25 protein-coding genes and 2 pseudogenes are annotated in these 24,717 nt (G+C 43.3%); 20 read left to right on the forward strand and 7 right to left on the reverse strand.

What is annotated here, in order from left to right; genetic code table 11:
- Positions 1 to 76: 76 nt before the first annotated feature.
- On the forward strand, positions 77 to 274 hold the full coding sequence (locus AB1F57_RS02160) for a transposase (protein ID WP_367986023.1): 198 nt from the start codon (positions 77 to 79) through the stop codon (positions 272 to 274).
- Between the two features lie 212 nt (positions 275 to 486).
- On the opposite strand, the pseudogene AB1F57_RS02165 reads toward AB1F57_RS02160, so the two are convergent.
- A pseudogene (locus AB1F57_RS02165) lies at positions 487 to 969 on the reverse strand (IS5 family transposase); the annotation flags it as partial.
- 1 nt (position 970) lies between these two features.
- Positions 971 to 1,093 (reverse strand): transposase, encoded by a 123-nt coding sequence (locus AB1F57_RS02170; protein WP_367986024.1) that lies wholly within the window; start codon positions 1,091 to 1,093, stop codon positions 971 to 973.
- A 265-nt stretch (positions 1,094 to 1,358) separates the two neighbouring features.
- On the opposite strand from AB1F57_RS02170, the gene AB1F57_RS02175 reads away from it, so the two are divergent.
- From AB1F57_RS02175 to AB1F57_RS02205, 7 genes and pseudogenes are all read left to right on the forward strand, one after another.
- Positions 1,359 to 1,562 (forward strand): helix-turn-helix domain-containing protein, encoded by a 204-nt coding sequence (locus AB1F57_RS02175; RefSeq protein WP_143877629.1) that lies wholly within the window; start codon positions 1,359 to 1,361, stop codon positions 1,560 to 1,562.
- A 283-nt stretch (positions 1,563 to 1,845) separates the two neighbouring features.
- Positions 1,846 to 1,953, forward strand: coding sequence for a hypothetical protein (locus AB1F57_RS02180; protein WP_367986326.1), 108 nt, complete (start codon positions 1,846 to 1,848; stop codon positions 1,951 to 1,953).
- 85 nt (positions 1,954 to 2,038) lie between these two features.
- Positions 2,039 to 3,810, forward strand: a pseudogene (locus AB1F57_RS02185) (recombinase family protein).
- Positions 3,807 to 4,550, forward strand: coding sequence for a DUF1430 domain-containing protein (locus tag AB1F57_RS02190; RefSeq protein ID WP_367986025.1), 744 nt, complete (start codon positions 3,807 to 3,809; stop codon positions 4,548 to 4,550). The pseudogene AB1F57_RS02185 and the gene AB1F57_RS02190 overlap by 4 nt, the downstream one beginning before the upstream one ends.
- A gap of 1 nt (position 4,551) precedes the next feature.
- Entirely contained in the window at positions 4,552 to 5,184 is a 633-nt protein-coding gene (locus AB1F57_RS02195) for an ABC transporter ATP-binding protein (RefSeq protein WP_105138370.1), read from the forward strand.
- Positions 5,185 to 5,774: 590 nt separating this feature from the next.
- Positions 5,775 to 6,659 (forward strand): ATP-binding cassette domain-containing protein, encoded by an 885-nt coding sequence (locus AB1F57_RS02200; protein WP_167785598.1) that lies wholly within the window; start codon positions 5,775 to 5,777, stop codon positions 6,657 to 6,659.
- A complete protein-coding gene (locus AB1F57_RS02205) occupies positions 6,656 to 8,998 on the forward strand; it encodes a hypothetical protein (RefSeq protein ID WP_167785599.1) in 2,343 nt (780 codons plus the stop codon). The genes AB1F57_RS02200 and AB1F57_RS02205 overlap by 4 nt, the downstream gene beginning before the upstream one ends.
- Positions 8,999 to 9,041: 43 nt before the next feature.
- Here the strand turns inward: AB1F57_RS02205 and def are convergent, their stop codons facing one another.
- Positions 9,042 to 9,656 carry a peptide deformylase gene (def, locus tag AB1F57_RS02210; RefSeq protein WP_105138373.1) on the reverse strand — a complete coding sequence of 205 codons (615 nt, stop codon included), beginning with the start codon at positions 9,654 to 9,656 and terminating at the stop codon, positions 9,042 to 9,044.
- Positions 9,657 to 10,164: 508 nt separating this feature from the next.
- Between def and AB1F57_RS02215 the strand changes: the two genes are divergently transcribed.
- Both AB1F57_RS02215 and AB1F57_RS02220 read left to right on the forward strand, forming a co-directional pair.
- Positions 10,165 to 11,325 carry an MFS transporter gene (locus AB1F57_RS02215; RefSeq protein ID WP_170238667.1) on the forward strand — a complete coding sequence of 387 codons (1,161 nt, stop codon included), beginning with the start codon at positions 10,165 to 10,167 and terminating at the stop codon, positions 11,323 to 11,325.
- A gap of 14 nt (positions 11,326 to 11,339) precedes the next feature.
- Entirely contained in the window at positions 11,340 to 12,068 is a 729-nt protein-coding gene (locus tag AB1F57_RS02220; protein ID WP_105138375.1) for a pseudouridine synthase, read from the forward strand.
- A gap of 65 nt (positions 12,069 to 12,133) precedes the next feature.
- Here the strand turns inward: AB1F57_RS02220 and AB1F57_RS02225 are convergent, their stop codons facing one another.
- The 4 genes from AB1F57_RS02225 to AB1F57_RS02240 form a co-directional block, all read right to left on the reverse strand.
- Entirely contained in the window at positions 12,134 to 13,507 is a 1,374-nt protein-coding gene (locus tag AB1F57_RS02225) for a DUF4153 domain-containing protein (protein ID WP_170238668.1), read from the reverse strand.
- Entirely contained in the window at positions 13,497 to 13,721 is a 225-nt protein-coding gene (locus tag AB1F57_RS02230) for a helix-turn-helix transcriptional regulator (protein WP_105111283.1), read from the reverse strand. The genes AB1F57_RS02225 and AB1F57_RS02230 overlap by 11 nt, the downstream gene beginning before the upstream one ends.
- Positions 13,722 to 13,730: 9 nt before the next feature.
- Complete coding sequence (locus AB1F57_RS02235; RefSeq protein WP_367986026.1) at positions 13,731 to 14,204, reverse strand: DUF2975 domain-containing protein; 474 nt, start codon at positions 14,202 to 14,204, stop codon at positions 13,731 to 13,733.
- Between the two features lie 183 nt (positions 14,205 to 14,387).
- The gene (locus AB1F57_RS02240) at positions 14,388 to 14,969 is read right to left on the reverse strand and encodes a xanthine phosphoribosyltransferase (RefSeq protein ID WP_367986027.1); all 582 of its coding nucleotides are present in this window, start codon (positions 14,967 to 14,969) and stop codon (positions 14,388 to 14,390) included.
- Positions 14,970 to 15,181: 212 nt separating this feature from the next.
- Between AB1F57_RS02240 and AB1F57_RS02245 the strand changes: the two genes are divergently transcribed.
- The 10 genes from AB1F57_RS02245 (at position 15,182) to AB1F57_RS02290 (ending at position 24,646) form a co-directional block, all read left to right on the forward strand.
- The gene (locus AB1F57_RS02245; protein WP_167785604.1) at positions 15,182 to 16,489 is read left to right on the forward strand and encodes a nucleobase:cation symporter-2 family protein; all 1,308 of its coding nucleotides are present in this window, start codon (positions 15,182 to 15,184) and stop codon (positions 16,487 to 16,489) included.
- 170 nt (positions 16,490 to 16,659) lie between these two features.
- The gene (locus AB1F57_RS02250) at positions 16,660 to 17,424 is read left to right on the forward strand and encodes an aspartate/glutamate racemase family protein (RefSeq protein ID WP_167785605.1); all 765 of its coding nucleotides are present in this window, start codon (positions 16,660 to 16,662) and stop codon (positions 17,422 to 17,424) included.
- Between the two features lie 102 nt (positions 17,425 to 17,526).
- Positions 17,527 to 18,504, forward strand: a complete 978-nt coding sequence (locus tag AB1F57_RS02255) for a zinc-binding dehydrogenase (RefSeq protein ID WP_367986028.1) — start codon at positions 17,527 to 17,529, stop codon at positions 18,502 to 18,504.
- Complete coding sequence (locus AB1F57_RS02260; RefSeq protein WP_367986029.1) at positions 18,479 to 18,928, forward strand: MarR family winged helix-turn-helix transcriptional regulator; 450 nt, start codon at positions 18,479 to 18,481, stop codon at positions 18,926 to 18,928. The genes AB1F57_RS02255 and AB1F57_RS02260 overlap by 26 nt, the downstream gene beginning before the upstream one ends.
- Positions 18,921 to 19,652, forward strand: a complete 732-nt coding sequence (locus AB1F57_RS02265; RefSeq protein ID WP_367986030.1) for an ABC transporter ATP-binding protein — start codon at positions 18,921 to 18,923, stop codon at positions 19,650 to 19,652. The genes AB1F57_RS02260 and AB1F57_RS02265 overlap by 8 nt, the downstream gene beginning before the upstream one ends.
- A complete protein-coding gene (locus AB1F57_RS02270) occupies positions 19,652 to 21,166 on the forward strand; it encodes an ABC transporter permease/substrate-binding protein (RefSeq protein WP_367986031.1) in 1,515 nt (504 codons plus the stop codon). The genes AB1F57_RS02265 and AB1F57_RS02270 overlap by 1 nt, the downstream gene beginning before the upstream one ends.
- A gap of 56 nt (positions 21,167 to 21,222) precedes the next feature.
- Complete coding sequence (locus AB1F57_RS02275; RefSeq protein ID WP_367986327.1) at positions 21,223 to 21,939, forward strand: nuclear transport factor 2 family protein; 717 nt, start codon at positions 21,223 to 21,225, stop codon at positions 21,937 to 21,939.
- 223 nt (positions 21,940 to 22,162) lie between these two features.
- Positions 22,163 to 22,486, forward strand: a complete 324-nt coding sequence (locus tag AB1F57_RS02280) for a DUF3290 family protein (RefSeq protein ID WP_349308151.1) — start codon at positions 22,163 to 22,165, stop codon at positions 22,484 to 22,486.
- Positions 22,487 to 22,489: 3 nt separating this feature from the next.
- Positions 22,490 to 23,086: a YetF domain-containing protein gene (locus AB1F57_RS02285; protein ID WP_245169961.1), complete on the forward strand. Its 597-nt coding sequence runs from the start codon at positions 22,490 to 22,492 to the stop codon at positions 23,084 to 23,086.
- 282 nt (positions 23,087 to 23,368) lie between these two features.
- Positions 23,369 to 24,646 carry a uracil-xanthine permease family protein gene (locus tag AB1F57_RS02290; RefSeq protein WP_367986032.1) on the forward strand — a complete coding sequence of 426 codons (1,278 nt, stop codon included), beginning with the start codon at positions 23,369 to 23,371 and terminating at the stop codon, positions 24,644 to 24,646.
- Positions 24,647 to 24,717 lie beyond the last annotated feature (71 nt).

Here is a 24,717-nt window from a genome sequence, read left to right on the forward strand (position 1 = left end):
ACCATATTGTGGAAGAGCTAAGTGATGCTTTGGCACGAAAGGGAAATTAGTTCTGGACTCACTTCCCTGTAAGAATATGGCAAGTGCGAGAAAACACAATAAGTGGGAACTATTGAAAGCTAGATGGATGACTGAAACACGATTTTCACTCCTCTGTACTGTGTTTGATATAGAACATTTTCTGGCTAGAAGTTTGGCTGGGATAGAATTATGGATGGAACGAATTATATTTACTCACAATTTGTGCTACTCTTTTCTAGTATCAGAGATGTAGCATATATTTTCGATAAAAAATCTTTTTACGTAACGCTTCGCCGTCTGAAAGTTATATTTGTTCATATGTTTGACATAAATGAAAAGATTTAGTTTTAGCGTAAAATTTGTGATTTTTATAGATATTGTTGAATTTTTAATTAAGAAGACGTAGTTAGTGGCCTTGTTTATGTTTATCGTTCTAAAGAATTCTAAGAACCTGTATTCACAATATTATAGAGCCCCTAAAAGACGACTAATGTGTGATAGTTTGACAAAAGCAACCTCTGACGATACGGATTTTTCAACATCCTTAGCTAATCTTCGAGAATGATTCAACCAAGAAAAAGTTCGCTCAATAACCCAACGTTTGGGAATGATTTGCCAGTTGCCCTTGATTTTTTCAGAAATATCTACTGCGCAGCCAAACTCTTCAATCATCATCTCCTCAAAACTTTTCCGATAACCAGCATCGGCTGAAAAAGCCTTGATGGTTGGGAATTGTACCATCACTTTGCGAGCCACTAAAATGCCTGATTTTGTATCGTGCAAATTAGCTGCATGAACCACCACATCAAGAAGATTGCCCATGGTATCAACAACTATGTGGCGCTTCCTCCCTTTGACTTTTTTACCGCCATCAATCCCACGTTCCTCTGCAGCATCTGCTGTTTTCACGCTTTGAGAATCAATGATAGCATAGGTTGGAGTGGCTGCTCTACCAGCATTTAGTTGCTTTTTTAACCAGTTCTATCAAAATGGTGTCCCACAGTCCGCTCTCCTTGGCACGACGAAAGAAACCCCAGACAGTTGGGTAAGGAGGGAAATCATGAGGGAGCATGCGCCATTAGCAGCCTGTTTTAGTGATATACAGGGTTACATTCATGAGTTCTCATTTAGACCATTTATAGGTGCGGTGTTTGGAGAAATAGGGTTCAAGTTGAGCCCATTCTTGATTGGTTAAATCAGTATCATATGCTTTTCGTGCCATATCTTTAGTTTAACATTTTTTTGTGAATACAGGTTCTAAATTAATTTATGCATATTTCGCATAAAATTCTGATTATTATTTTCACCGAATTACAATAATAGTAAGAGGATTGTTAATGTATATCAGATTGAAAAATTTAAGAGAGGACAAAGATTTGTCACAAAATCAGATTGCGGAATATCTTCATTGTTCACAGTCTGCTTATTCTAGAATAGAAAGTGGCAAGCAAGATATTCCTACCCCATTTTTGAAACAATTAGCAAAATTATATCAGGTAACTACTGATTATATTTTAGAAATGGATAGATTTAGTCATTAATAGATCTAGTTCATTGAAAACTGAATAGACCAAGGTGGGACTTTCTTATTTGTTGAGCAATTTAGTGAAATACGCGGTGATATGAGCGATAATTATTAGCTATAAAATAGAGTGGTTCTCTATCTGCCATGACCATAAATAAGGACAATGATACTTCTGACCGTTCAGGCTGCCATCGTAAAAGGACAGCGGGTGAAATGCCCATGAATGATTTAACCAATCATACCCACGGAGGAATGAATTTTGAGGTATTTATATGAAACAAGATATATTGGAATATCAAATGCAGAGGTCTCTTTTAGAACTTCTATTTCATAAAAATTTAGTTACCCAAGTGGAGTATCAAAATATTAAAGCTAAACTAGATAGGAAATACAAAAATACTAATTAGGGAACACAAAATAGCGGACATAAGTAGTTGAACGCGGTAAAATATTTTCAATGAGTTTCCTATTTTGTAGAAAGGATTTGGAGATATGGTAAAACAAATCGAAGTAATCAGAGCTCAGGAAAATGTTCGGCGTAATCATGGGAAAATAGAAATTTCTCAAAAGAGAGTCGCAGCTTATTGTAGGGTTAGCACTGATAGTGAAGATCAGAAAAATAGTTATGAATCACAAGTGAAACATTACAAAGAGTATATATCGCAACGTTCAGATTGGCAACTTGTTGATATTTATGCTGATGAAGGTATTACAGGCACTCAAGTTGGCAAACGTCAAGACTTTCAAAGATTGATAACCGATTGCTTAAATGGTGAAATTGATTATATTGTTACCAAGGCTATTGCAAGGTTTGCTAGAAATACACTTGACACTCTTAAGTATGTTCGTATGCTAAAAGATAAACAGATTGGAGTTTACTTTGAGGAAGAGAACATTGATACTTTAACTATGGATGGGGAGCTATTGTTGACTATCCTAAGTTCCGTAGCTCAGCAAGAAGTAGAAAATATATCAGCACATGTTAAAAAGGGGCTAAAAATGAAGATGCAACGAGGAGAACTTGTTGGTGGTCCCCGTTGCTTAGGGTATGATTTTGACTGGGAAACTCGTCAAATTACAGTTAATCAGGAAGAAGCAAAGATTGTTCGCTATATATTCGATAGGTACTTAGAGGGAATCGGGGGCGTGTCATTGCCCGTGAATTGGAGGAGATGGGAGTGACTTCCCCACGGGGAAATAAATCTTGGGCAGAGACGACTATCCTGGGAGTAATAAAGAATGAGAAGTACAAAGGAGATGTTTTACAAGGAAAAACCTTTACCGTAGATCCAATTAGCAAACGACGTTTAGATAATTATGGCGAAGAGGACCAATATTACATAAAAGGGAATCATGAACCGATTGTGACAGAAGAAGAGTTCAATCAAGCACAAGAAATCAGATTACGCCGGTCAGGGAGACGTGGTAGAATTGGTTCAACTTCTGGAAAACGACAACGTATTTCTAGAATGTATGCGTTCAGTAGCATGCTAGAATGCGGATTTTGTCAGTCTGTGTTATCAAGACGTTCTTGGCATAGTGGAACGATTTACCATAAGGTTATTTGGCATTGTCAAGTTGCAATAAAAAAAGGTAAACGTCATTGTCAGCATAGTAAGGGGATTAGTGAGTCCGCTATTGAGAAAGCTTTTTTAGAAAGTTTCAGATTGCTTTATCAAAACAACGATAAAATTATTGATCTATTTTTACAAACAGTTGAAGAGGAAATTAGTGATAATTCACTAGAATTAGAGCTACAAAGTATTGAGAAACAGCTAATAAAACTGAAACAGCAAGAAAGAGATATCATCCAAATGAAACTTGATGGCAGGATCAGTGATGACTTGTATGATGAAAAATTCCATGCTATTATAAAGGATAAAGAAAAACTATCAGCTTCAAAAGTAAATCTTGAGGTTAGGCTACATACAGATTCAGGTGTTAAAGAACGTTTAGAATCATTTAGAAAATTGTTGAAATCTAAGCAACTAATTAGCGAGTTTGATCGTGCAATCTTTGAAAGTTTAGTAGAGAAAGTGATTATTGGAGGTATATCTGATGATGGAGTTGTTGATCCAGCAAAGATTACTTTTATTTATAAATCTGGAGATGAGACTTCTTTGAATTCTAAAAATTTCAAAGATAAGCGTAAAAATGAGTCGAAAAAATCGGGAAATGCTTCGTCAGAATTGTGTAGTAATGATACAAACATTGATGAAAAATTGTCTCCTCAGTCCACGGACACCAAGGGGAGTTTGGGTTGATTATTCCTGATAAATTGAAAGGACAAGAAGAAACGCTGGTTCAACTTTATGTAGACTACTTGAATTCATTTGGTCGTGAGAATCTTGATATAGAGAGTTCACAATTATTTGAATTTAAACCTTATATAAGCTATGTAGAAAGTAATCAGAGTAGATTTCTCTACAATACAGTACCCTATATATTAGAACAACATCTGATAGACCCGATTATTGTAGTCATAACACCAGAATCAACAGGGGATACTCCGGCATCGCAAATACTCTGGGGAACTTCCCTCCAATCCCTTTTCTTGTTAGATTATCAGCAGAGTGTCCAGCTACTGAAAGAGCAGGGTGTTTATCAGTGGGTTTCCTATTTGCTAAATAGTAAGTCTACATACTATGAAAACTTGAATACTATTCGGAATCAGTTTCTCTTTCTTTTGTTGGGAGCCTTGATTGGTATTGCTACCTCCATACTGTTATTTAATACAATGAATTTGGTATATTTTGAACAATTTCGTAGGGAAATTTTTATTCGTCGTCTAGCAGGTATGACGTTCATAGAACTTCATTTTATCTATCTAATTACTCAGCTTTTAGTGCTTGGAGTCGGAATGCTCGGTTTGCTTTTCGTAACAAGTGAGCTGGGATTGAGTGTTGGAACTGGATCTATTTTCCTAACCAATTTATTCTTGATTTTGTTTCTACAAGAAAGAAAAGAAAGTATGGTAGCCTATACAGTCTTGCAAGGAGGATAATATGATTGAAATTAGAAATTTACAGAAGCAATTTTCCAATCGAGTGATATTGGAAAAAATCAATTTGACTTTTGAGGAGGGAAAAATTTACGCTCTTATTGGCAAAAGCGGGAGTGGGAAGTCAACACTACTGAATATCATTGCCAAGCTAATCCCTTTTGATGATGGATCAGTTGAATATGATGGTAAAGACATCAAAAAGATTAATGAGCATATATTTTATCGTGATTACTTAGGCTATTTATTTCAACATTTTGGTTTAATTGAAAATGAATCAATTGGTCAGAATTTGGAATTAGGATTTATTGGTCAAAAACTTTCCAAAAAGGATAAGCTAGCTCGCAAATTGGAAGTTTTAGAGAAGGTAAATCTCTCCCATCTAACCATAAATCAGAAAATATATGAACTTTCGGGTGGTGAAGCACAACGGGTTGCCTTGGCAAAAATCTTTTTAAAAAATCCTCCTTTAATCTTAGCAGACGAACCGACGGCTTCCTTAGATCCTGTCAATTCTCAAGAAGTTATAGAACTCTTGACCTCGCTCAAAACAGAGAATAAAATCATTATTATCGCTACACATAATCCTGCTGTTTGGGAAAAAGCAGATGTAGTAGTTCGTATGGAAGACCTGTAGAGAAAATGTAGTTTTAATAAGAATAGAAAATGCAATATCCAGATAGAGAAGATTGTTACAGTCTTCACTTTTGCTACAGCAATCCTTTTTTTTCCTTGCTTACTCAAATAAAAAGTGTTATCATTGTATCAATAGCTTACAAGGGTGTAGACTTGAATTGGAATCAGTCAGTTATGACAAGGAGGAAAAGACACCACCATGAGTCCATTCCATGACTCTATTGTTCTGGAAAACCTGCAATAGGTTATAACAATTATTAACAATTTGGGATTGAAACATCCCCATAAACTTATTTTACGGGGTGTAACATAATGAAACAGATTGATAAAAACACCTTATTTTTAAGTGCAGTTATTGTTCTTTCGTGTAGTGTCCTATTATTTCATATGGACCCGATTCGGATTGTAGATAGAGAGATTTGGCTCTAGATAAATTCATTTATTCATGTGCTATTTTTAAAACCTGTTGCTAGTCTAGGCTTTCTTGTGGGGCTTTACCTGCTATACAAGGCTCTCAAGAAGTAGTCGAGCTAACTAAGCTGATGAAAGTCTGCTGTACCGCTCTGCCATTTCCCTAAGAAAGGAGTTTCTATGCTAAAAGTTCGTGATATCTGTAAATGCTATGGTAGCCACCAGGTCTTGTCCTATGTGTCCTTTGAACTGCAAGCGGGGGACTTGGTGGCCCTAGTAGGTCCCAATGGTGTGGGGAAATCCACCCTCCTGAATATCATCAGCAATACAGAAACAGCTGACCGTGGGTCAGTAACCATCAATGGTAGACCCAATAGTGACCGAGCGATTTTTCAAGATATGTCTGTCATGTTGGACGCCCAAGCCCTTTATCCGCAGTTGACGGGTTACGACCATCTGACCTATGTGGCTGCGACCCATAAGATGGGGAAGAAGGAAGTGGATGTCCTGGTGGAAGAGTTGGGGATGGGCTACTATGTCAAAAAACGGGTGGCTGGCTATTCCATGGGCATGAAGCAGAAACTTCTCTTTGCCATGGCTGTCCTTCCCAAGCCTAAGCTCTTGTTGCTGGATGAACCCCATATCGGCTTGGATCCGACCAATATCATCCAGCAGCGGGAATTTCTTCTGAACTTACAGGCAGAAGGGGTGGCAATCTTGCTTTCTTCCCACCATCTGTCGGAGATTGAGAAGCTGACCAATCAGGTTTATTTCCTCAAGGCCAGCAAGTTGATTGCCACAGAAGTGGAGTTGACTGCTGATTATGATTACCATCTTGCTGTGGAAGACTCCAAGCAGGTTCAGGAATTTTTACGGGATTATCCTCAACTCTTGTGGAAAAAGGCAGAGCAGGGTCTGGTGGAAATCTTCTTGCCTGAGCGAGATTTACTGGATTGTTTGGATTGTATTCCAATCCAGCAGTTGGTAGGTCTTACAAAAGCCAGCGACTATATGGAGTCCCTCTATCGTGATCTCTACGTGGAGGAAGGTGGTGAGGAGACATGAGGCTGAACTTTGAAATCAAGAAAATCCTCAGGTCGCCTCTTTACTGCCTGCTCGTGCTGGGTTTTCTGGGTCTGGCTTACCTTCCTATTTCTCAGCGCCAAGTCCACCAAGCGACCTATGTGGAAACCTATAAAAAAGAACTGAGTGAATTGGCCAGTGTCTTGGCAGATATAAAAATTGAGGAGGATTCAGAAGTAGCACCGCGGATGCTGGGCTTGAAATCCGATATAGAAAGTGTCGGTCAGGCCTTAGATGAGGAAAAGTTTGAAGCTATCCCCAACTATCGAAAGCTCATGTATCAGGATTTGGACTATTTTATCAGTCGCAATCGACAGCTTTTTCAAACGCGGCAATCCTTGACGCTTAGTGAAGTCAAGCGTTTAGCCAGATGGAATGATTGGTTGCTTGCCTACCAATTGCCTGATGGTCCTGAAAATCAAGCTTGGTCAACAGGGCGTATTGTTCAAGCCTACTTAGAAAGTTTGTTTGGTTTTCTTCCTGTATTTTTGGTGCTTGGTTTTTTGCTTGCCAATCAGCTGGCAGAAAAGACACTGGCGCATCAAGTTTGGCAGTTGCGGCAATGGGATAGTCTGAGTTTGCAGGGGATGAGGCGTTTGGTTGCTTCCTTGCTTTCGCTTTTGCTGGCTGTGGGGATAGGTTTGCTCTTTATCCTGGTCTATGATGGGCTGACAGGTCAGTTGGCTGTATCTAGTGTTCAAGCTCCTGTTGAGATTTTGGGTCAGAGTCAGTTGGTCGGCTCTTGGCTTTACGGGCTTATCTTGATTGGTTTTTGGCTAATCTTACTCCTAGCTATTCGCCTACTTTTTGGATTTTTGGACCACTTGTTAGCCAGTCGGCTAACTTTTGTGGTGATGGGGTTACTATTGGCTCTGGGGCTTTCCTATCAGGCAGGTGCAGTAGCTGGTTGGTCAGGTCAAGTATTTCCCTTGCTGGCCTTTCCTAGTTTTTTAGACACAGCTGGATTTTCACAGGTCTTTGTAGAGGTGGATGTCTTGCTCCTGCTGACCATTGGGCTTTTCTTTGCTTATTATCTGCTGACAGAAAAGAAAAGGCTGGTCCTGACCGTGGGGCATCAGAAGGAGTTAGACACAGGGCGTTTGGACAAGGTTTGGTCTTTTGATGTTCTCATCCTTAGTCGGCTCAATTCTTGGAAAGGGCTCGTCTTGGGCAACTTGCTATTAGCTCTGCTATTTTCCCTACTGACGGGACTAGAAAAGCAAGAGGTTGCCCAGGAGGAGAGGGTTTCGATGGAGTTAGTTGCCCAGTCCTATGAGCAGGCTGGGGCATATGTGGAGGTTTTGCAGTCGGAAATCAACCGTCTGAGGCAGTTGGTCAAAGAGGACGTGAGCTATCAGGAGGAGTTGGAGCTGAGGCTTGGTCTCTTGCAAGAATATCGTGTCTATAAAGACCTATATGTCAAGCAGTGGCAGGTTTATCAGGACAATCCTAATGCTTTGCCAGCCAGTCACCTGGCTTTTCTGAGGGCAGATCAGGTCTATTTATGGGCTAGAGAGGAGAAGGCTTTTGCCAATGGTGATATTGGGGCTAGCCAGACGGTGGACAATCTTCGCCGTTACCAGACCCGCAATCAGGTCAGTCAGTATTACTGGCAGCAGCTGATGGAGGCTGGGGTACCTGCAACTAAGCGGGGCAAGGATGTCATTTTGACTAGCTTGGAAAATCGTTTTGACACAAATGATGCCTTGGTTCCAGTAGACGATCCCACTTGGGACCGTTCCAGAGATTTGTCAGGTATCGGCAGCCTGCGCTCTCTTTTTGATGGTCCGGCCTATTTGGTGGTGCTATTACTGGCGGTTTGGATTGGCAGTCGGGGCAAGGCGGTGGAAGTCTCTGGAAAAAACTGGCGTCTCTATCAGACCCAGCCTGTGGATTTGCGCAAGGTTCTGCTTACCAAGTGGTTGCTGGGACTGGGGCAGGCACTAGGATTTACAGTGTTCTTTCTCGTTAGCCTTTTCCTAGTCAATAGTCTGGTCGGAGGAATCGGTTATCTGGAAGATGGCCTTATCTTGCTTTCGCATTCGGAGAGGGGTATTTTTCTTGAACTCCTGATGGGACAAGACCTCTGGGCTTGGTTCCTGCCCAATGCTCCTTATCTCTTGTGGATGGTGCTTGGCTTGCTTGTCTTGGAAATTGTTCTAGTCAGTCTCAATCATCTTTTACAAGTTCGGTTTTCAAACCGTTTAGTGGTTTTCATCCTACTAGCTGGTTTGCTGGTTCTGCTGGACTACCTCCTCTTTCAAGATTTAGTCTTGGATGGGCAGGAGATCTTTAGGCAGTTAGCTCTGCTATTTTCATGAAAAAAGAAAAACTGGCTGAAAATTTTCAGTCAGTTTCCTACGTTTATTCAATCACCAGCATGCCTTCTTTAACGGCAAATGGGTGTTCCGGGTCAATGCGGTCGTAGAACATGACACCGTTGAGGTGGTCGATTTCGTGTTGGACCACGATGGCATTATATCCCTTGAGTTTGATGCGGTGCTTTTCTCCATTTTTGTCCATGTAATCAACAGTCACGCGCGCGTGGCGGACTACGTAGCCTTGGACTTCGCGGTCAACAGATAGGCAACCTTCGCCCCCTTCTATAGCTGCTTCTTGGACAGAATGAGCCACGATTTTAGGATTGTACAATACTTCTTGTAGAGAGTAGGCTTGGGCAGGTGGATTTCCTTCTTCGTCCTCTGGGTTTGGTACTAAAACAGCGATGATGCGTTTAGAAACATCCAATTGGGGAGCTGCAAGACCAACTCCGCCACGGAGTTTCATTTTTTCAGCCATGACAGGGTCCTGAGAATGTTTGAGGAATTGCATCATTTTCTCACCTAAAATCACTTCTTGATCAGAAAGTGGAAATTGGACTTCCTCTGCAACTTGGCGTAGGGTTGGATGCCCTTCACGGATGATGTCATCCATGTCAATCAAATGGGCAGGTTTTGTAAGATTTTCAATTACAGACATTCTTCTCTCCTTTGAATTGCTTTCATTTAGTATAGCACGAAATGGAGGAGAAGAAAAGGAAAATCAGTTGCCGACCAGGCCTAGGAGGATGGCAAAGAGTAGAAAGAAATTGATCCAAAAGGCAAAGATGATAGCTATGACCAGGAGAAAGAGGCTGATTTTTTTGAGTGCGATTGCTAGAATGACCAAAGACGCGCCCAATACTAGGAAGACTCTCTGGAAGATAAACTAGTAATAAGATCAGAAGAAAGTTGCTCATTCAGGAATTGTTCCTCCTCTTCTTGTGTCATGTAGGCGCGACGACGTCCGCCACGATTGTCATAATACCATAAAGCCGCTATTTTTGATTTTTTTGTTAAGTATTATTATATCATTTTGTTTTATTGGATTTAAAAAGTATAATGGACCAGTTGTTCCAGCGGATTTGGTAGGAAATAGGGAGACGAACATTACTTCTGTGAAAAAATCTGTTATACTGAATAGAGATGATTGGTGAAAAGGAGAAATTGTGAAAGTTTTTTTAGAAAAAGTGAGTTTGTTGGCTCTGTCGACTATGTTGGTATCTACATTTGCGGTATCGCCAGCCATTCCGCAGATGATTGAGCATTTTGCAGGGCAGGGAATTTCGGCTGGTCAAGTTGAAAATCTGATTACCGTAACTTCCTTTGCTATTATGGCTAGCCTTCTAATGAATAGCTTGGTAGTGCGATTTTTATCAGAGAGAGCTGTCTTTATTGTCGGCTTGCTCTTGGTCGCGCTGGGGGGGTCCCTGCCAGCTTTTGTGGCAGCCTATCCCTTGATTTTTCTGGCTCGGATTTTGCTGGGATTTGGACTGGGTCTAATCAATGCGCGTGCTATCAATATCATTGGTCTCTTTTTTACTGGCAATGAACGCACCCAGATGATGGGATTTCGTGGTTCCGCAGAAGTCTTGGGCTCAGCAGGTTTAACCCTCTTGGTGGGTTGGCTGATTCAATTTGGCTGGCAACCTGCTTTTCTGGTCTATCTCTTTGCCTTGGTTATTTTAGTCCTCTTTCTATTCTTTGTTCCACAGGATCAATTGGTAATCCATGGCCAGAGGGAGTCAGGAGTAGCTGATAAAGTCAAACTGGATAAATCCATGTGGAAAATGGGGATTTACTTGGCTTTTCTGGCCTTCTTTGTCATCAATGTCAATACATTTTTGACCATTCGTATTCCCCAGATTGTCATTGATAAGGGCATCGGGACGGCCCAGCAGGCTAGTCTTATTCTCAGTCTGATGCAGATTATGGGGATTGTTGCGGGGACTCTCTTTAGTCTCCTTGTCAACAGGCTTAAAGACTGGTTGCTTGCGACATCCTATGTTATTTTCGGCCTGGCAGTTATCGGTATTACCTTTGCCAACAATCTCTGGATTTTGGGGCTGGGCGGCATGGTCTCAGGATTTTTCTACAGTATTATCCTGACCATTGTCTTTAGCAGTGTGACCGACCGCGTGCCCAAGGCCTTGCTCAATGCCGTGATGACTATTGTCTTGATTGGCTGCAATATTGGCGGGGCAACGTCAGCTATTTTGCCAAATCTTTTGGAGAAACTAAATCCAACGCCAACAGGTGCTTTTGGTATTTATGCGCTGGGCTGTATCCTCATTAGTGCTGGTCTGATTGCCCAACAAATTCGTAAATAGAAATAGGAAATACCATGCGATTAGATAAATTTTTGGTGGACTGCGGTGTCGGCAGTCGGACCGAGGTCAAAAAAATCTTGAAAAGCAAGCAAGTCACGGTCAACGGACAAGTGGAGACGTCGCCCAAGGCTCAGATCGATGAGCAGGCTGACCAGATAGCAGTTGCAGGTCAAGGATTGACGCATGAAAAATATGTCTACTATCTACTCAACAAGCCCAAGGGCGTCATTTCGGCGACAGAGGACGACAGGCATCGGACGGTTTTGGATTTGCTGGATGACACGAATCGTCACAAGGGAGTTTTTCCAGTTGGGCGACTAGACATTGACACCCACGGACTCCTGCTCTTGACCAATAATGGTCCCTTGGCTCATGTCATGCTGTCGCCCAAGAAACATGTGGATAAGATCTATCAAGCTCAGGTTGACGGAATCATGGATGAGGCAGATAGGCTTGCTTTTGAAAATGGGATTGAGCTGAAAGATTTTGCCTGTCAACCAGCCAAGCTGGAGATTCTTGCCCTAGATGAGGAAAAAAATCAATCTACCGTCCGCATCACGATTCGAGAGGGCAAATTTCACCAGGTCAAACGTATGGTGCAGGCGCGTGGTAAGACGGTTACGGATTTACAACGCTTGTCCATGGGGCCCTTGCGCTTGGATTCGCAATTGGCTCTGGGAGCTTACAGAAGGTTGACAGTGGAGGAGTTGACCAGTTTGGAAGGATTCGGAGTGGAGCTGTAAACTCTGTGGCTTCTATGCCTACTTTGAAGTAAATGAAAAAAATCTGCTCACTGGCAGATTTTTCTTTATCCCAAAATAATGGGATGGAGATAGGTCAAGAGGGTAAAACTGATGAGGGCATAGAAGATGCCGTAGCGGATGGCTTGGATAGGTTTGTGGAAACGGATGAGAGCCAAAGCGCACCAAACAATCAGAACGGTAATGAACCAACCTGATAGGAGTCGCAGGGGTGTTGGTCCGTAGAGGTAGATATAGATGCCAAACAATTTCCAAGCAGCTAATAGGGCAAAGAGACTGGCGCTGATAAAGACCAAGGTCAGGAGCAAGCGGGTACTTTTTCGCTCCCAGAGTGGTTTGTCCGCAAAGATATAGGCCCCTGCTAAGACTGCAAAGTTGACCAAGCAGACCCGGACCAATTGCCAAAAACCTGTAACAGCAACTGTCGAGGCAGTCTGAGGAGAAATGCCATTGAGTGCCAGCAAATCCCCAATTTCGGTCAAACTGGTGACGAAAAAGAGCAGGTAGATGGTCAATAAACTGCCCAGTAGGAGATAGGCAGACAGGGCAGGAAAGATACGTAGCGGTTTCAGTTGGTCCTGAAATTGCGAATAGGTCAGTGATTTTTTCGGATAATAGAGCAAGGTGCCAGCTACCAAGCCGAATAACCAAGCACCGACAGGTAGAGAGAAGATAAAGCGTCCGAAAAGGAGATTGAAATCCCAGCCAGAAAGCAAACCTTGAATGAAATTGTCAACCCATTTCCCAAGATCGCCAGTTGCTAGAGAGAAGGTTGGTGATACCTGCGACAGTTGCTGCCAAACAAAGTAAACAAGGAAAAAGGTGAGAATGGAGCTGACAGTTAAGAGAAGGATAAAGCGGAAGCGGGCAAGTGATTGTCCGGTCTGTTCTGGTTTATCTTCTTTAAAAGTCGCAAAATGCAGGCGAAGTAAGAAGTGTTTGAAGGGCAAGAGGATAAAACCTTGTAGCACATCATACCAGAAGAGAACACCAATTCGTCCTTGTGCCAACCAACCATTTCGTGCGAGAACATAACAGACGAAACTGGTGTGGAGAGCCAGCAGTTGTAAAATCTCAATCGATTCGCGAAAGTCCCAAATCGATAGGGCTAAGGCTTGCAGCAGGCAGGAGCTGGCAAAGATGATACTTTCTAAGTTAGGCTTGCTCAATCTTTTTTCCGTGGATAAAAATTGTCCGAGCTCCACCAGCGCTATTATTCCCAAGCTAAAGAGAAGGAGAAGTTGAGGCTGGTAATCGAAAAAAATATAGACATAGAGATAGGCCAGTAGGTAGCTGAGCCAGCGTCCAGTGTTAAAGACCTGTCTTTCAGCCGGAGTCAGCTGGGCAATCCGGTTCTTTTTCGGGGAAAGAGCGGGATTGATTGGGGAGATGGTCTGGTCAGAAATGCTTTTAACCTTCATGTTCATCCTCCTCATCGGGGACATATTCTAAAATATCCCCCGGTTGGCAGCCCAATTCACGGCAGAGGGCATTTAAGGTCGAAAAACGGATGGCCTTGGCCTTGTTATTTTTCAAAATCGACAGGTTGGCAGGCGTTAGCTCAATCAATTCTGCCAGACGACCGGCGCTAATCCGCTTTTGAGCCATAATAATATCTAAATTGATCTGTATCATAATCCCTCCTTAAATCGTATAGTCGACTTCATCTTGCAGTTCGACGGCTTTACCAAAGGCATTGCGAACAACGCGAATGACCAAGGTCAAGGCGAGACCAGCAACTGTAATTAAGAGCATGGGCACGTAGCAAGTGACCCCCAGACCGAATGAAATCAGGGTAGCAAGCGCTATTTCCCAGCCCAAGACTTGTAAACTGCGGACATTTTCTGCGATGAATACTTGATTTTTCCCGATGCGCGCCACTAATTGGTAGAGATGGAAGAGAAAAATCAGCGCCAAAAAGCCCAAAAGATAACCGAAAATCAGCAGGGTCAGGTAGCGCGTGTCTCCTTGGAGCAAAGGAGAAGGGTAGATGATAACCAAATCAACTACCCATGTACCCGTGCACATGAGCAGGATGGAGGCCAAGAAAAGAAGGGTTAAACAAGTTTTGGTCAGACGGATACTCCAGTCTTCATAGGTCGGATGTGGTTGTGACATAAAAACTCCTTTGTGATTTTTCTCTAGCATACCACAGAATTTATCGAATTTCAATAAAAAAATAATGAAAAATGATATATTTTTATTAAAAAGAATAAAAAATAAACAGAGTAAGTCGTCTAGGAAGCTCTGCCATTTGCCAAAACAAAAGAAAAAAATCGGTCAGAACAACCGATTTCTAGTTTAAATATCTGCTGGTGCAAAGACGACCTGTCCATTTTCAAAACGGTCAATTCTAGCCAGAGATGTGACAGGAACGCCGGCATCAATGAGTAGTTGACGCCCGTCTTGGAAGGATTTTTCGATGACAATGCCGACACCGACCACGGTAGCGCCCGCTTGCTGGATAATGTCAATCAAGCCCTTGGCTGCCTGTCCGTTGGCCAAGAAATCATCGACAATCAGAACCTTGTCCTCTGGACTGAGGAATTTGCTGGCGATGGAGACGGTCGAAGTGACTTGTTTGGTGAAGGAATAGACCTCTGCCGTCAAAATGCCTTCTGTCATAGTGATATTTTTGTGTTTTTTAGCGAAAATCATAGGAACATCCAGACTTTCTGCGACGTAGACCGCCGGTGCAATACCAGATGCTTCGATGGTCACGACCTTGGTAATCCCTTTTGTGCGGTAGGCATCCGCTAGAACCTGCCCCATTTCTTTCATTAGTTTGTAATCAACCTGATGGGTCAAGAAAGAATCAACCTTCAAAATCGTCTCGCCCAACACATTTCCGTCTTTGAGAATACGTTCTTCCAATGCTTGCATACTATATTTAACCTCGTAAAATCTTTTTTGGTATTATAACACGTTTTTCGAAATAGAAAAAGAAAAATAGGAACATTGTGAATAAATAATAGTTTATAAAGAGAGCTTTAGCTTAAAATCCGAATGATTATATATGGTTTTTTAAAAATATATTGTAAAAACGGATAGTTTTTGATAGAATAAACCATCTATTTTATGAAAAAGAGGTTATTATGTCCAAAGAACAAACACATGAAGTCCAATCAGACATGCTCTACGGGATTGAAGAAAAGCCACCTGTTGGGGTTGCGATTTTGTTGGCCCTGCAACATATTTTAGCTGCTTTTGCAGGTATTATTGCGGTTCCTTTGGTGGTGGCGACGGCCTTGGGCTTATCGGTTGAAGATACGTCCATTATGGTTTCGGCGTCCATTTTCGTAGCCGGTCTTGCGACCCTCTTGCAGTCCAAGGGGCTCGGTCCGATTGGTTCGCGCGTGTCTGGTATGATGGGAACGGATTTTACCTTTGCCAATCCAGCCATCACTGTCGGTAGCCAGTTTGGTATTGCAGGAATTGTTGGTGCGACCATTGTCGGATCGTTGGTGGAAATTGTCCTTAGTCGCTTTATTAAGCCGCTCATGCGTTTCTTCCCGCCACTGATTACAGGAACAGTTGTCGCTCTTATTGGGATTACCCTCTTGCCGGTCAGCATGGATTGGGCAGCGGGTGGTGTCGGTGCGGCGGACTATGCTTCTGTTGAAAATGTCAGCATTGCAGTCGTGGTTATGATTTTCACTCTTACCCTCAATCACTATGGTAAGGGCATGTTGTCAACAGCCTCTGTCTTTTTTGGAATGGTTTTTGGGTATATTCTCTGCATTTTCCTTGGAAAAGTTGATATGACTGCGGTTAAAGATGCAGCTTGGTTTGCCCTTCCGAAAATTTTCCACTACGGTGTGACTTTTGATGTGTCGTCCATTCTAGCATTTGTTCCTGCCTATGTTGTATCTTTGATTGGTACGGTGGGGATTATGATGGCTATCGGTGAAGCATCTAATGAAAAAATTTCATCCGAGCGTGCTGCCAATGGTGTTTTGGCGGATGGTGTTGGTTCCATGATTGCGGGTGTTTTTGGAGCAGGTCCCAACACAGCCTTCTCGCAAAACGTTGGATTGATTACCCTGACCAAGGTTGCCAGCCGCTATGTCATGATTTTAGCGGGCTTGATTTTGGCTATCTTGGGTGTCTTTCCTAAGTTATCTGCCTTGATTTCGATCATGCCCCAACCTGTCTTGGGTGGTGTCGGTGTCATCATGTTCGGTCTCGTGGCGGCTCAGGGAATTAAGACCCTTGCCACTATCAAAATCGGTGACCGTGAACTCTTGATTATCTCCATTGCCTTTGCCTTGGGAATTGGTGTAACTGTGCGTCCAGAATTGCTCAGTCACCTCCCGTCTGCCTTGCAGATGATTTTCTCATCTGGTATTTCCACAGGAACCTTGGCAGCTCTACTATTGAACATTGTCCTAAAAGAGAAATAAGGGTCTGGACTATCCTCGTGATAGTCTTTTCTTATAGCTTTTGATAGCTAAATCCTATTGGTCGGGACAGTCGTGGTTTGATATACTAGAGAAAAGATTTGTGATGTCTGAAAATCACAGGCCCAAGGAAGTATTTAGAAACATGCAGTTTTCGTGCCAAGGAGGATTATATGACACATTTCAGAGCCAGTATTGAGAATGCAGGGCAGCTGGACCAGTTTTATCAGGTGCAGGATGCTTCTGTGGCAGGATTTTCGATTGGAATTATTACCATTGACTTTAACTATGTCAAGCTGCCGGGCAATGTGGCCAACGCGACTACTTTTTCTTTTCCTGTTGTCTATGAGGATATTGTTTTGGAAATTGAGGATCTGTTCAATGGTGAGGAGAAACTGTTGGGAATGGTCATTGAGGCAGCTAAGAAGTTAGAGAAAAAGGGTGTGCGAGCCATTGTAGGCGCCTGTGGTTACTTTAACCATTTTCAGGAGCAGGTGCGAGATGCTGTAGCGGTTCCTGTCTATTTGTCTAGTGTGCTTCAAATTCCTTTGATTAAAATGGGGCTGAAGCCAGACCAAAAGATTGCCGTTCTGGTGGCAGACGGTGCAGGTGCCAATGCAGACTTTTTCGCCAAAGCCAACGCTTCCATTGACGACTGTATCATCAAGGAAATCGGCAGTTTGGAGAGTTTTGCTCCTATTCGCTACAATAAGCCCTATCTGGACAATGGTCGCTTGAAGGCTGATCTGATCACAGTCGTTCAGGACTTGCGAACTAACCACCCAGAAATTGGTGCCATTTTGCTGGAATGTAGTGACCTTCCTCCTTACGCAGCTGCTATTCATAGAGAAACAGGACTTCCAGTTTTTGATTTTACTACCCTGATTAACTGGGTGCATTCGGCCGTGGTCCGCAGGGAATTTTACGGGTATATATAAGAGGAAGTAGATAGTCAAAAAACTTGACTATCTTTCTTTTTCTGGTAAAATAGTAAAAAAGATTGACTAATTACAAAACAGGAGAAGTCTAGGAAAGCAGTTGTGGTTTCAAAAGCTGGTGGTCCAGAAGTTTTGGAAGTAAAAGAAGTGGCTAAACCTCAGGTTAAAACAGGCTGGTCTTTGGTGAACATCAAGGGCTTTGGCATCAACCATTCGGAGATTTTTACCAGACAGGGCCTGTCACCAAGTGTAGTATTTCCACGGATTTTGGGGATTGAATTGGTCGGCGTGATTGAGGAAACGACGGAGCCAGACAGGTTGCCAGTCGGGCAAAAGGTTATATCTATCATGGGCGAGCTGGGTCGAGCCTTTGACGGTGGCTATGCAGAGTACGCCCTGGTGCCTAATCAAATCCTCTACCCTGTTCAGACTGATTTGGGCTGGGCGGAGCTAGCTAGCGTCCCTGAAACCTACTACACTGCCTACGGCTCCATGAAAAATCTCAAGCTGGAAGCGACAGATCGAATCTTGGTGCGTGCGGGGGCTAGCGGGGTTGGACAGGCCTTTGTCAAATTGGTGCGGAGCCAGTTTCCAGACCTGCCAATCTACGCTTCTGTCCGTAAGTTAGAAAAGACAGATAAGCTGCTTGACTCTGGTTTTAGCCAAGTCATCCTTGAAAAAGAGGGGCGTTTGCAGACGGGCCTGACCTTTACCAAAATTTTTGAATTGGTCGGGCCTGCTACCCTGTCGGATTCACTAGCTCATCTGGAGGAGGGTGGTATCATCTGCTCGACTGGTCAGCTGGGTGGCAAGTGGTATCTGGAGAACTTTGATCCCATTGAGCAGTTGCGGCAGAATGTCTATTTGACTACTTTTTATTCGGGGAATGTCAATCAGGACAAGTTGCAGGAGATGTTTGACTACCTAGCTCATTATCAGGTGCCAGTTGGGCCGGAGAAGATTTTTAGTTTGGATACCATACAGGAGGCTCACCGCTATTTAGAGGGGGCGGAGGCTTTTGGCAAGGTGATTGTGCTGAATAGGGAGGAAGATAATGACAGAATTGAGACAGCGGAGTAAGGACTTGGCCCGTATTTTTGACCAGCAGGTCGGGCTTTACGAGGGTTATGCACGGCGGCAGAGCCTCAACGGCAAGTGCCTATCGATCCTTATGTGGCTTTATTATAATCCCGGAGGTATGACACAGAATTGGGTCAGTAAGAAGACTTACTCTAGCAAGCAGGTGGTCAATGCCACCATTAAGAAATTTCTTGATAAGGGCTATGTCTTTTTTGAGGAAAATCCGGCAGATAAGCGGCATAAGAAGGTCAAGCTGACTGAGGAAGGCCGTGTCTATGCCAGTCGGATTTTGGATCCCTTGGAAGAGGCAGAAAAAACAGCCCTGTCCCAGTTCAGCTTGGAAGAACAGGAGCAGTTACTAGACCTCTTTGGTTGCTATGGGCATGCCTTGACGGAAATTTTGGGAGGAGAAACCAATGATTGATTACCAAAATGTGTCCTTGACCTATCAGGTCAACGAACCAATCTTGAAGAACTTGACTTTTGACATTCAAGAGGGAGAATTCTTTGTTTTGATTGGACCAAGCGGTAGCGGAAAAACAACGACGCTGAAATTGATTAACCGCCTGATTGAGCAGACAGACGGAGATATTCGGATTCAGGGCAAGCGGCTGAAAGACTTTGACTTGCGTGAGCTACGCTTGGAAACAGGCTATGTTCTCCAGCAGATTGCCCTTTTTCCAAACATGACAGTGGCTGAAAATATCGCTCTCATTCCTGAGATGAAGGGCTTGAACAAGACTGAAATCTTAGCCAAAACCAGGGAACTTTTGACCAAGGTAGGCTTGGATCCAGACAGTTACCTGGACCGTTTGCCTAAGGACTTGTCTGGGGGAGAAAAACAGCGGATTGGGATTCTGCGGGCCATTATTGCCAATCCCAAGGTCTTGCTGATGGATGAGCCTTTCTCAGCCTTGGACCCAATCAGCAAGGGTCAGTTGCAGGACTTGATCAAGGACTTGCATGAGGAATTCAAGATGACAACGGTTTTCGTTACCCATGATATGGATGAGGCAGTTAAGCTGGCAGACCGTATTTGCTTGATGAAGGCAGGAGAAGTGGTTCAATTGGGCAGGCCTGATGAACTTCGTAACCAGCCTGCCAACGACTTTGTCAGCGAGTTTATGAAAAATCGGGGAGGTGACTAGTGGATCAGTTGATTGTAACCTTTCTAGAACGTAAGTCCGACTGGTTGACAGCCCTCTTTGAACACCTGCGGATTTCCCTCTTGGCTTTGATCATCGCTATTGCTCTTGCGGTGCCACTGGGCTTGGTCTTGTCCAACAAGAAAAAACTGACCGAGTGGAGCTTGCAGGTGACAGGTGTTTTCCAAACCATTCCATCCTTGGCACTTTTAGGGCTTTTTATTCCCTTTATGGGTATCGGCACTTTACCTGCTGTAGTTGCCTTGGTCATCTATGCAATTTTCCCCATTTTACAAGGGACTTTAACTGGACTTTCGGAAATCGATCCTTCGCTGGAAGAAGCTGCGACAGCCTTTGGGATGACCAAGCTAGAAAAACTGCGTAAGTTTCAGTTGGCTCTGGCCATGCCTATTCTCATGTCTGGCATTCGGACGGCTTCCATTATGATTATCGGGACGGCAACGCTTGCTGCCTTGGTCGGTGCAGGTGGTCTTGGCTCTTTTATTCTCTTGGGAATTGACCGAAATGACTCAGCCCTGATTTTGATTGGAGCAGTGTCGTCAGCTGTCTTGGCAGTTCTCTTCGGCTCGATTATCAAGTTCTTGCAGGACAAGAAACCAGGGACCATTTTGGTGGCTCTTTTAGTGACACTCTTGACAGTCGGAGCTAGTTATGTTCCACTCAATCAGTCGTCATCGAAAAAGCTGGGCATCGCAGGGAAATTGGGGGCAGAGCCTGAGATTCTTATCAATATGTATAAACTCTTGATTGAAGACCAGACGGATATCGAGGTGGAGCTGGAGCCTAACTTTGGCAAGACCAGCTTCCTCTATGAAGCCCTCAAGTCAGGCTCGATTGATATTTATCCAGAGTACACTGGTACCATTACGACCACCCTTTTGACCAATCCGCCGTCTAATCTGTCCAATAACCCTGAGGAGGTTTACACTTACGCCAAGGAAGCAATTTTGGAGCAGGACGGCTTGGTCTACCTAGCTTCGACAGACTTTCAAAATACCTTTGCCTTGGCGGTAACGGAAGACTATGCTCAAAAAAATGGGATTGAAAAGATTTCGGATTTGGCAAAAGTGCAGCAGACAGCTGTCGCAGGCTTCTCTTTGGAGTTTAACGACCGTGAGGATGGTAATGTCGGGTTGACCAATCTTTATGGACTAAAACTCAATGTCAAAACCATGGAGCCTGCTCTTCGCTATGAAGCCATTAAAAACGGAGATGTGCAAATTGTCGAAGCCTTCTCGACAGATAGCAAGGTGGTCACTTACAAGCTGAAAATCCTGGAAGACGACAAGCAGCTCTTCCCACCCTATCAGGCCGCTCCGCTATTGACCAAAGAAACCTTAGACAAATATCCCGAGTTGGAGCAAGTCCTAGGGGCTTTGGCGGGCAAAATCTCGACCGAGGAAATGACCCAGATGAACTATGCGGTCGATGTGGAAGGCAAGTCGGCAGAGCAAGTGGCGAGGGAATACCTCGAGAAAGAAAATCTACTAAAGTAGGAGAAAATACTATGTCACATCAACTAGAAAACGCTTAAAATCTTTACCTTCGTGGCATTCGCGACGGGGAAATCAAGGAAGTTCATGAGCACTACATGGGTGCTACTTACACCCAGCATAGTACAGGAGTGCCGGATGAGAAAGAGGGCTTTGCGGCTTTCTTTGAGGACTTTTTCAAACGCAATCCCAAGCGGGAAATCAATATCGTGCGTGCCATTGAAGACAGAAATTTTGTCTTCGTCCATGTCCACCAGAAACTCAATGACGGTGAGGCTGAGTGGGTAACGGCGGACATCTTCCGTTCGGATGAAAAAGGTCGTATCGTTGAGCATTGGGATGTTATCGATGCCTATCCAAAAACCATTGGTGAAACAGACCCGATTTACGCAGACTTTGAGCTGACTGACTTAGATAAGACCGAAGACAACAAGAAGATCGTCCGTCGTTTCTTGGTCGATGTCCTTCAAAATGGGGAAATCGAGAAATTTGACGACTATGTGGCAGCGGATCTGATTCAGCACAACCAAGAGATTGCCCAAGGCGGTGCGGCCTATAAGGACTATCTTGTCGACAATCAAGTCAACTACGACTTTGTCTTTAAGGTGATGGGACAGGGTGACTATGTGGTGGCTTATTCTAAAGTCTGGATTGCAGGTCAGGACTACGCCCACTTTGATATCTACCGGCTCAAAGAGGGTAAGATTGTTGAGCACTGGGATAACAAGGAAGTCATGCCAGAGAAAAAAGACTTGACGAATTTAGGGAAGTTTTAGGAGAAAAAAGAGGAGCAGGCAGAAATTTTCTGCCTGTTTTCTTATTGTAAAAATATGCTATAATGGGAAAATCTATTTGGAAAGGACTATTAGTTGCATGAACTTTTATGATTTAGATTACATTATTCAGAACCAATCCTTCAATCTTGTTCTACGGTCTATCATACTGATTGGTTTGCTGATTGTGGCGACGGCGACGGGACTCTACTATAAGTGAAATCGTATCAACACTCGCTTGCGGGACATCAGTATCGGTATGGTGATTTTAATGTTCATTATCTTGGGTATTCAGATTGAAGACTATATGCAAAACAACCAAGACTTTACACAGTCCCAGGTATTGACACAATTCATCAAAAGTGTCGCCATTGATAATCATGTGTCGGAGAAAGAGGTTTATGTCAATTCAACCACTCTCAAGAACGGCATCATCGTGCGGTACAATGAGGAAAATTACACAGTAAACCTCAATAGTGACAATAATTCCTACACCTTGGTTCGTACGCACGTTATTGATCATAATGTTTATATCAACGGGGAGAAGTAGAATATGAATTTGTATTTATTGGTAGCCTGTAAATTTATTATTGGTATTTTTGTGATGATTTTGCAGATTAATATCTTAGGAAAGTATGAGTTTTCTGCCAACACGCCCCTCAATCAAATTCAAAACTATGTCCTCGGTGGGATTATCGGCGGGGTTATTTACAATAGTACCATTTCCCTACTGACTTTTATCATTGTCCTCTTAATCTGGTCCTTGGTGGTCATTGTCGTGAAATTATTGGTCAATCAAAAGTGGATTAAGTCTTTGGTGGTGGGAAATCCTGTCGTTCTGGTGAAGAACGGTCGGGTAAATGTCGAAAATTGTGCTCGTGTCGGTCTGTCGGCTGACCAGCTCATGCTCCATATTCGCATGGCTGGTTTACAGTCAACTAGAGATATTAAAAGTGCTATTATGGAGCCAAATGGTAGCTTGACAATTTTGGATAAACATTCCCAGAATCCCAAGTTTCCACTTATCAGCAATACCCATATCAACGAAGATGTGTTGGATTTGATTGGTAAAAATCAGGACTGGTTACAAAAACAATTGGAACGGGAAGGTTATCAACTCAAAGATATTTTTTTTAGCAGAATACCTTGACGGACAGGTTTATATCACGCCTTATGTGGAGAAGGGATCGGATAAATAGCAGAAATCACCTGGCAGAATAGGACTCGCTCCCCCCGCTCTGCCATTTTCCTAAAAAATAAAATTTTATAAAATTCCTTGCCTAAAACTGAATCCATGTGTTACAATACCAAAAGCGTAGGTTTTTAAACTCATCCCGTGAGGTGAGAAAGACAACAGGAAAATCAATTAAGGGCCTATGACTATGTATATTTAGAAAGTCTGGGTCTTTTTGTGTACCCAGAAGGGAGATTTATGAGTACAAAAGCCAATCTTTTGTTTGATGTCCATGAGAAGCCAGCACCCTTGCAAGGGATTTTGTTGAGTTTCCAACATGTATTCGCCATGTTTGGTGCAACGATTTTAGTACCTTTGATTTTGGGAATGCCCGTATCCGTGGCCCTATTTGCATCTGGTATTGGAACCCTGATTTACCAAGTAGCGACGCAGTTTAAGGTGCCTGTTTACCTAGGCTCTTCCTTCGCCTACATTTCGGCTATGGCGCTCGCTATCAAAGAAATGGGTGGCGATGTGTCAGCTGCTCAGACAGGTATTCTTTTCGTCGGTTTGATTTATGTGTTGATCGCAGCACTTGTCAAAGTTATCGGAACTAAGTGGATTGATACCCTCTTGCCACCGATTGTTATCGGCCCTATGATTATCGTTATCGGTCTTGGTCTTGCCAACTCTGCCGTGACTTCAGCCGGCTTCGTCGCAGACGGGGACTGGAAAAATGTCGTCGTGGCCATCGCAACCTTTTTGATAGCGGCTTTTGTCAATACCAAAGGGAAAGGCTTCGCCAAGATTGTGCCTTTCTTGATTGCCATCATCGGTGGTTACGTGATTGCCCTCTTCCTTGGACTGGTTGACTTTACACCTGTTTTAGAAGCAGCTTGGTTTGAATTACCAGGTTTCTACCTACCATTTGAAACAGGGACCTTCAAAACCTACAATTTTTACTTCGGTCCAGAGATGATTGCCATTTTACCAATTGCAGTCGTGACCATCGCAGAACACATCGGAGACCACACCGTTCTTAGCCAAATCTGTGGTCGCCAGTTCTTGAAAGACCCAGGTCTCAGCCGTACCTTGATTGGTGACGGTGTGGCTACTGCTGTATCAGCCTTTATCGGCGGACCTGCTAACACGACTTACGGTGAGAACACAGGGGTTATCGGTATGACTCGTATTGCCTCAGTATCTGTTATCCGTAACGCAGCCCTGATTGCCATTGCCTTCTCATTCTTGGGTAAATTTACAGCTCTTATCTCCACCATTCCAAGTGCCGTACTTGGTGGGATGTCTATCTTGCTTTACGGAGTTATCGCTTCAAACGGTTTGAAAGTTTTGATTGAAAGTCGTGTTGATTTCGGTCAAGTCCGCAACCTGATTATTGCAAGTTCTATGCTGGTACTGGGTCTTGGTGGAGCAGTTCTCAACATCAGTGCCATCACCCTGTCAGGAACAGCCCTCTCAGCCATTGTCGGCATTGTCCTCAATCTCATCTTGCCAAAAGCAGAAAAAGCTGAGTAATAGGGATATAAATGAAAGTCAGCCACGGCTGGCTTTTTTGGTGAATTATGTTATATTAAGAGTAAAAAGGA

It is taken from the genome of Streptococcus nasisuis (genome assembly GCF_040836615.1).
Classification (GTDB): Bacteria; Bacillota; Bacilli; order Lactobacillales; family Streptococcaceae; genus Streptococcus; species Streptococcus suis_V.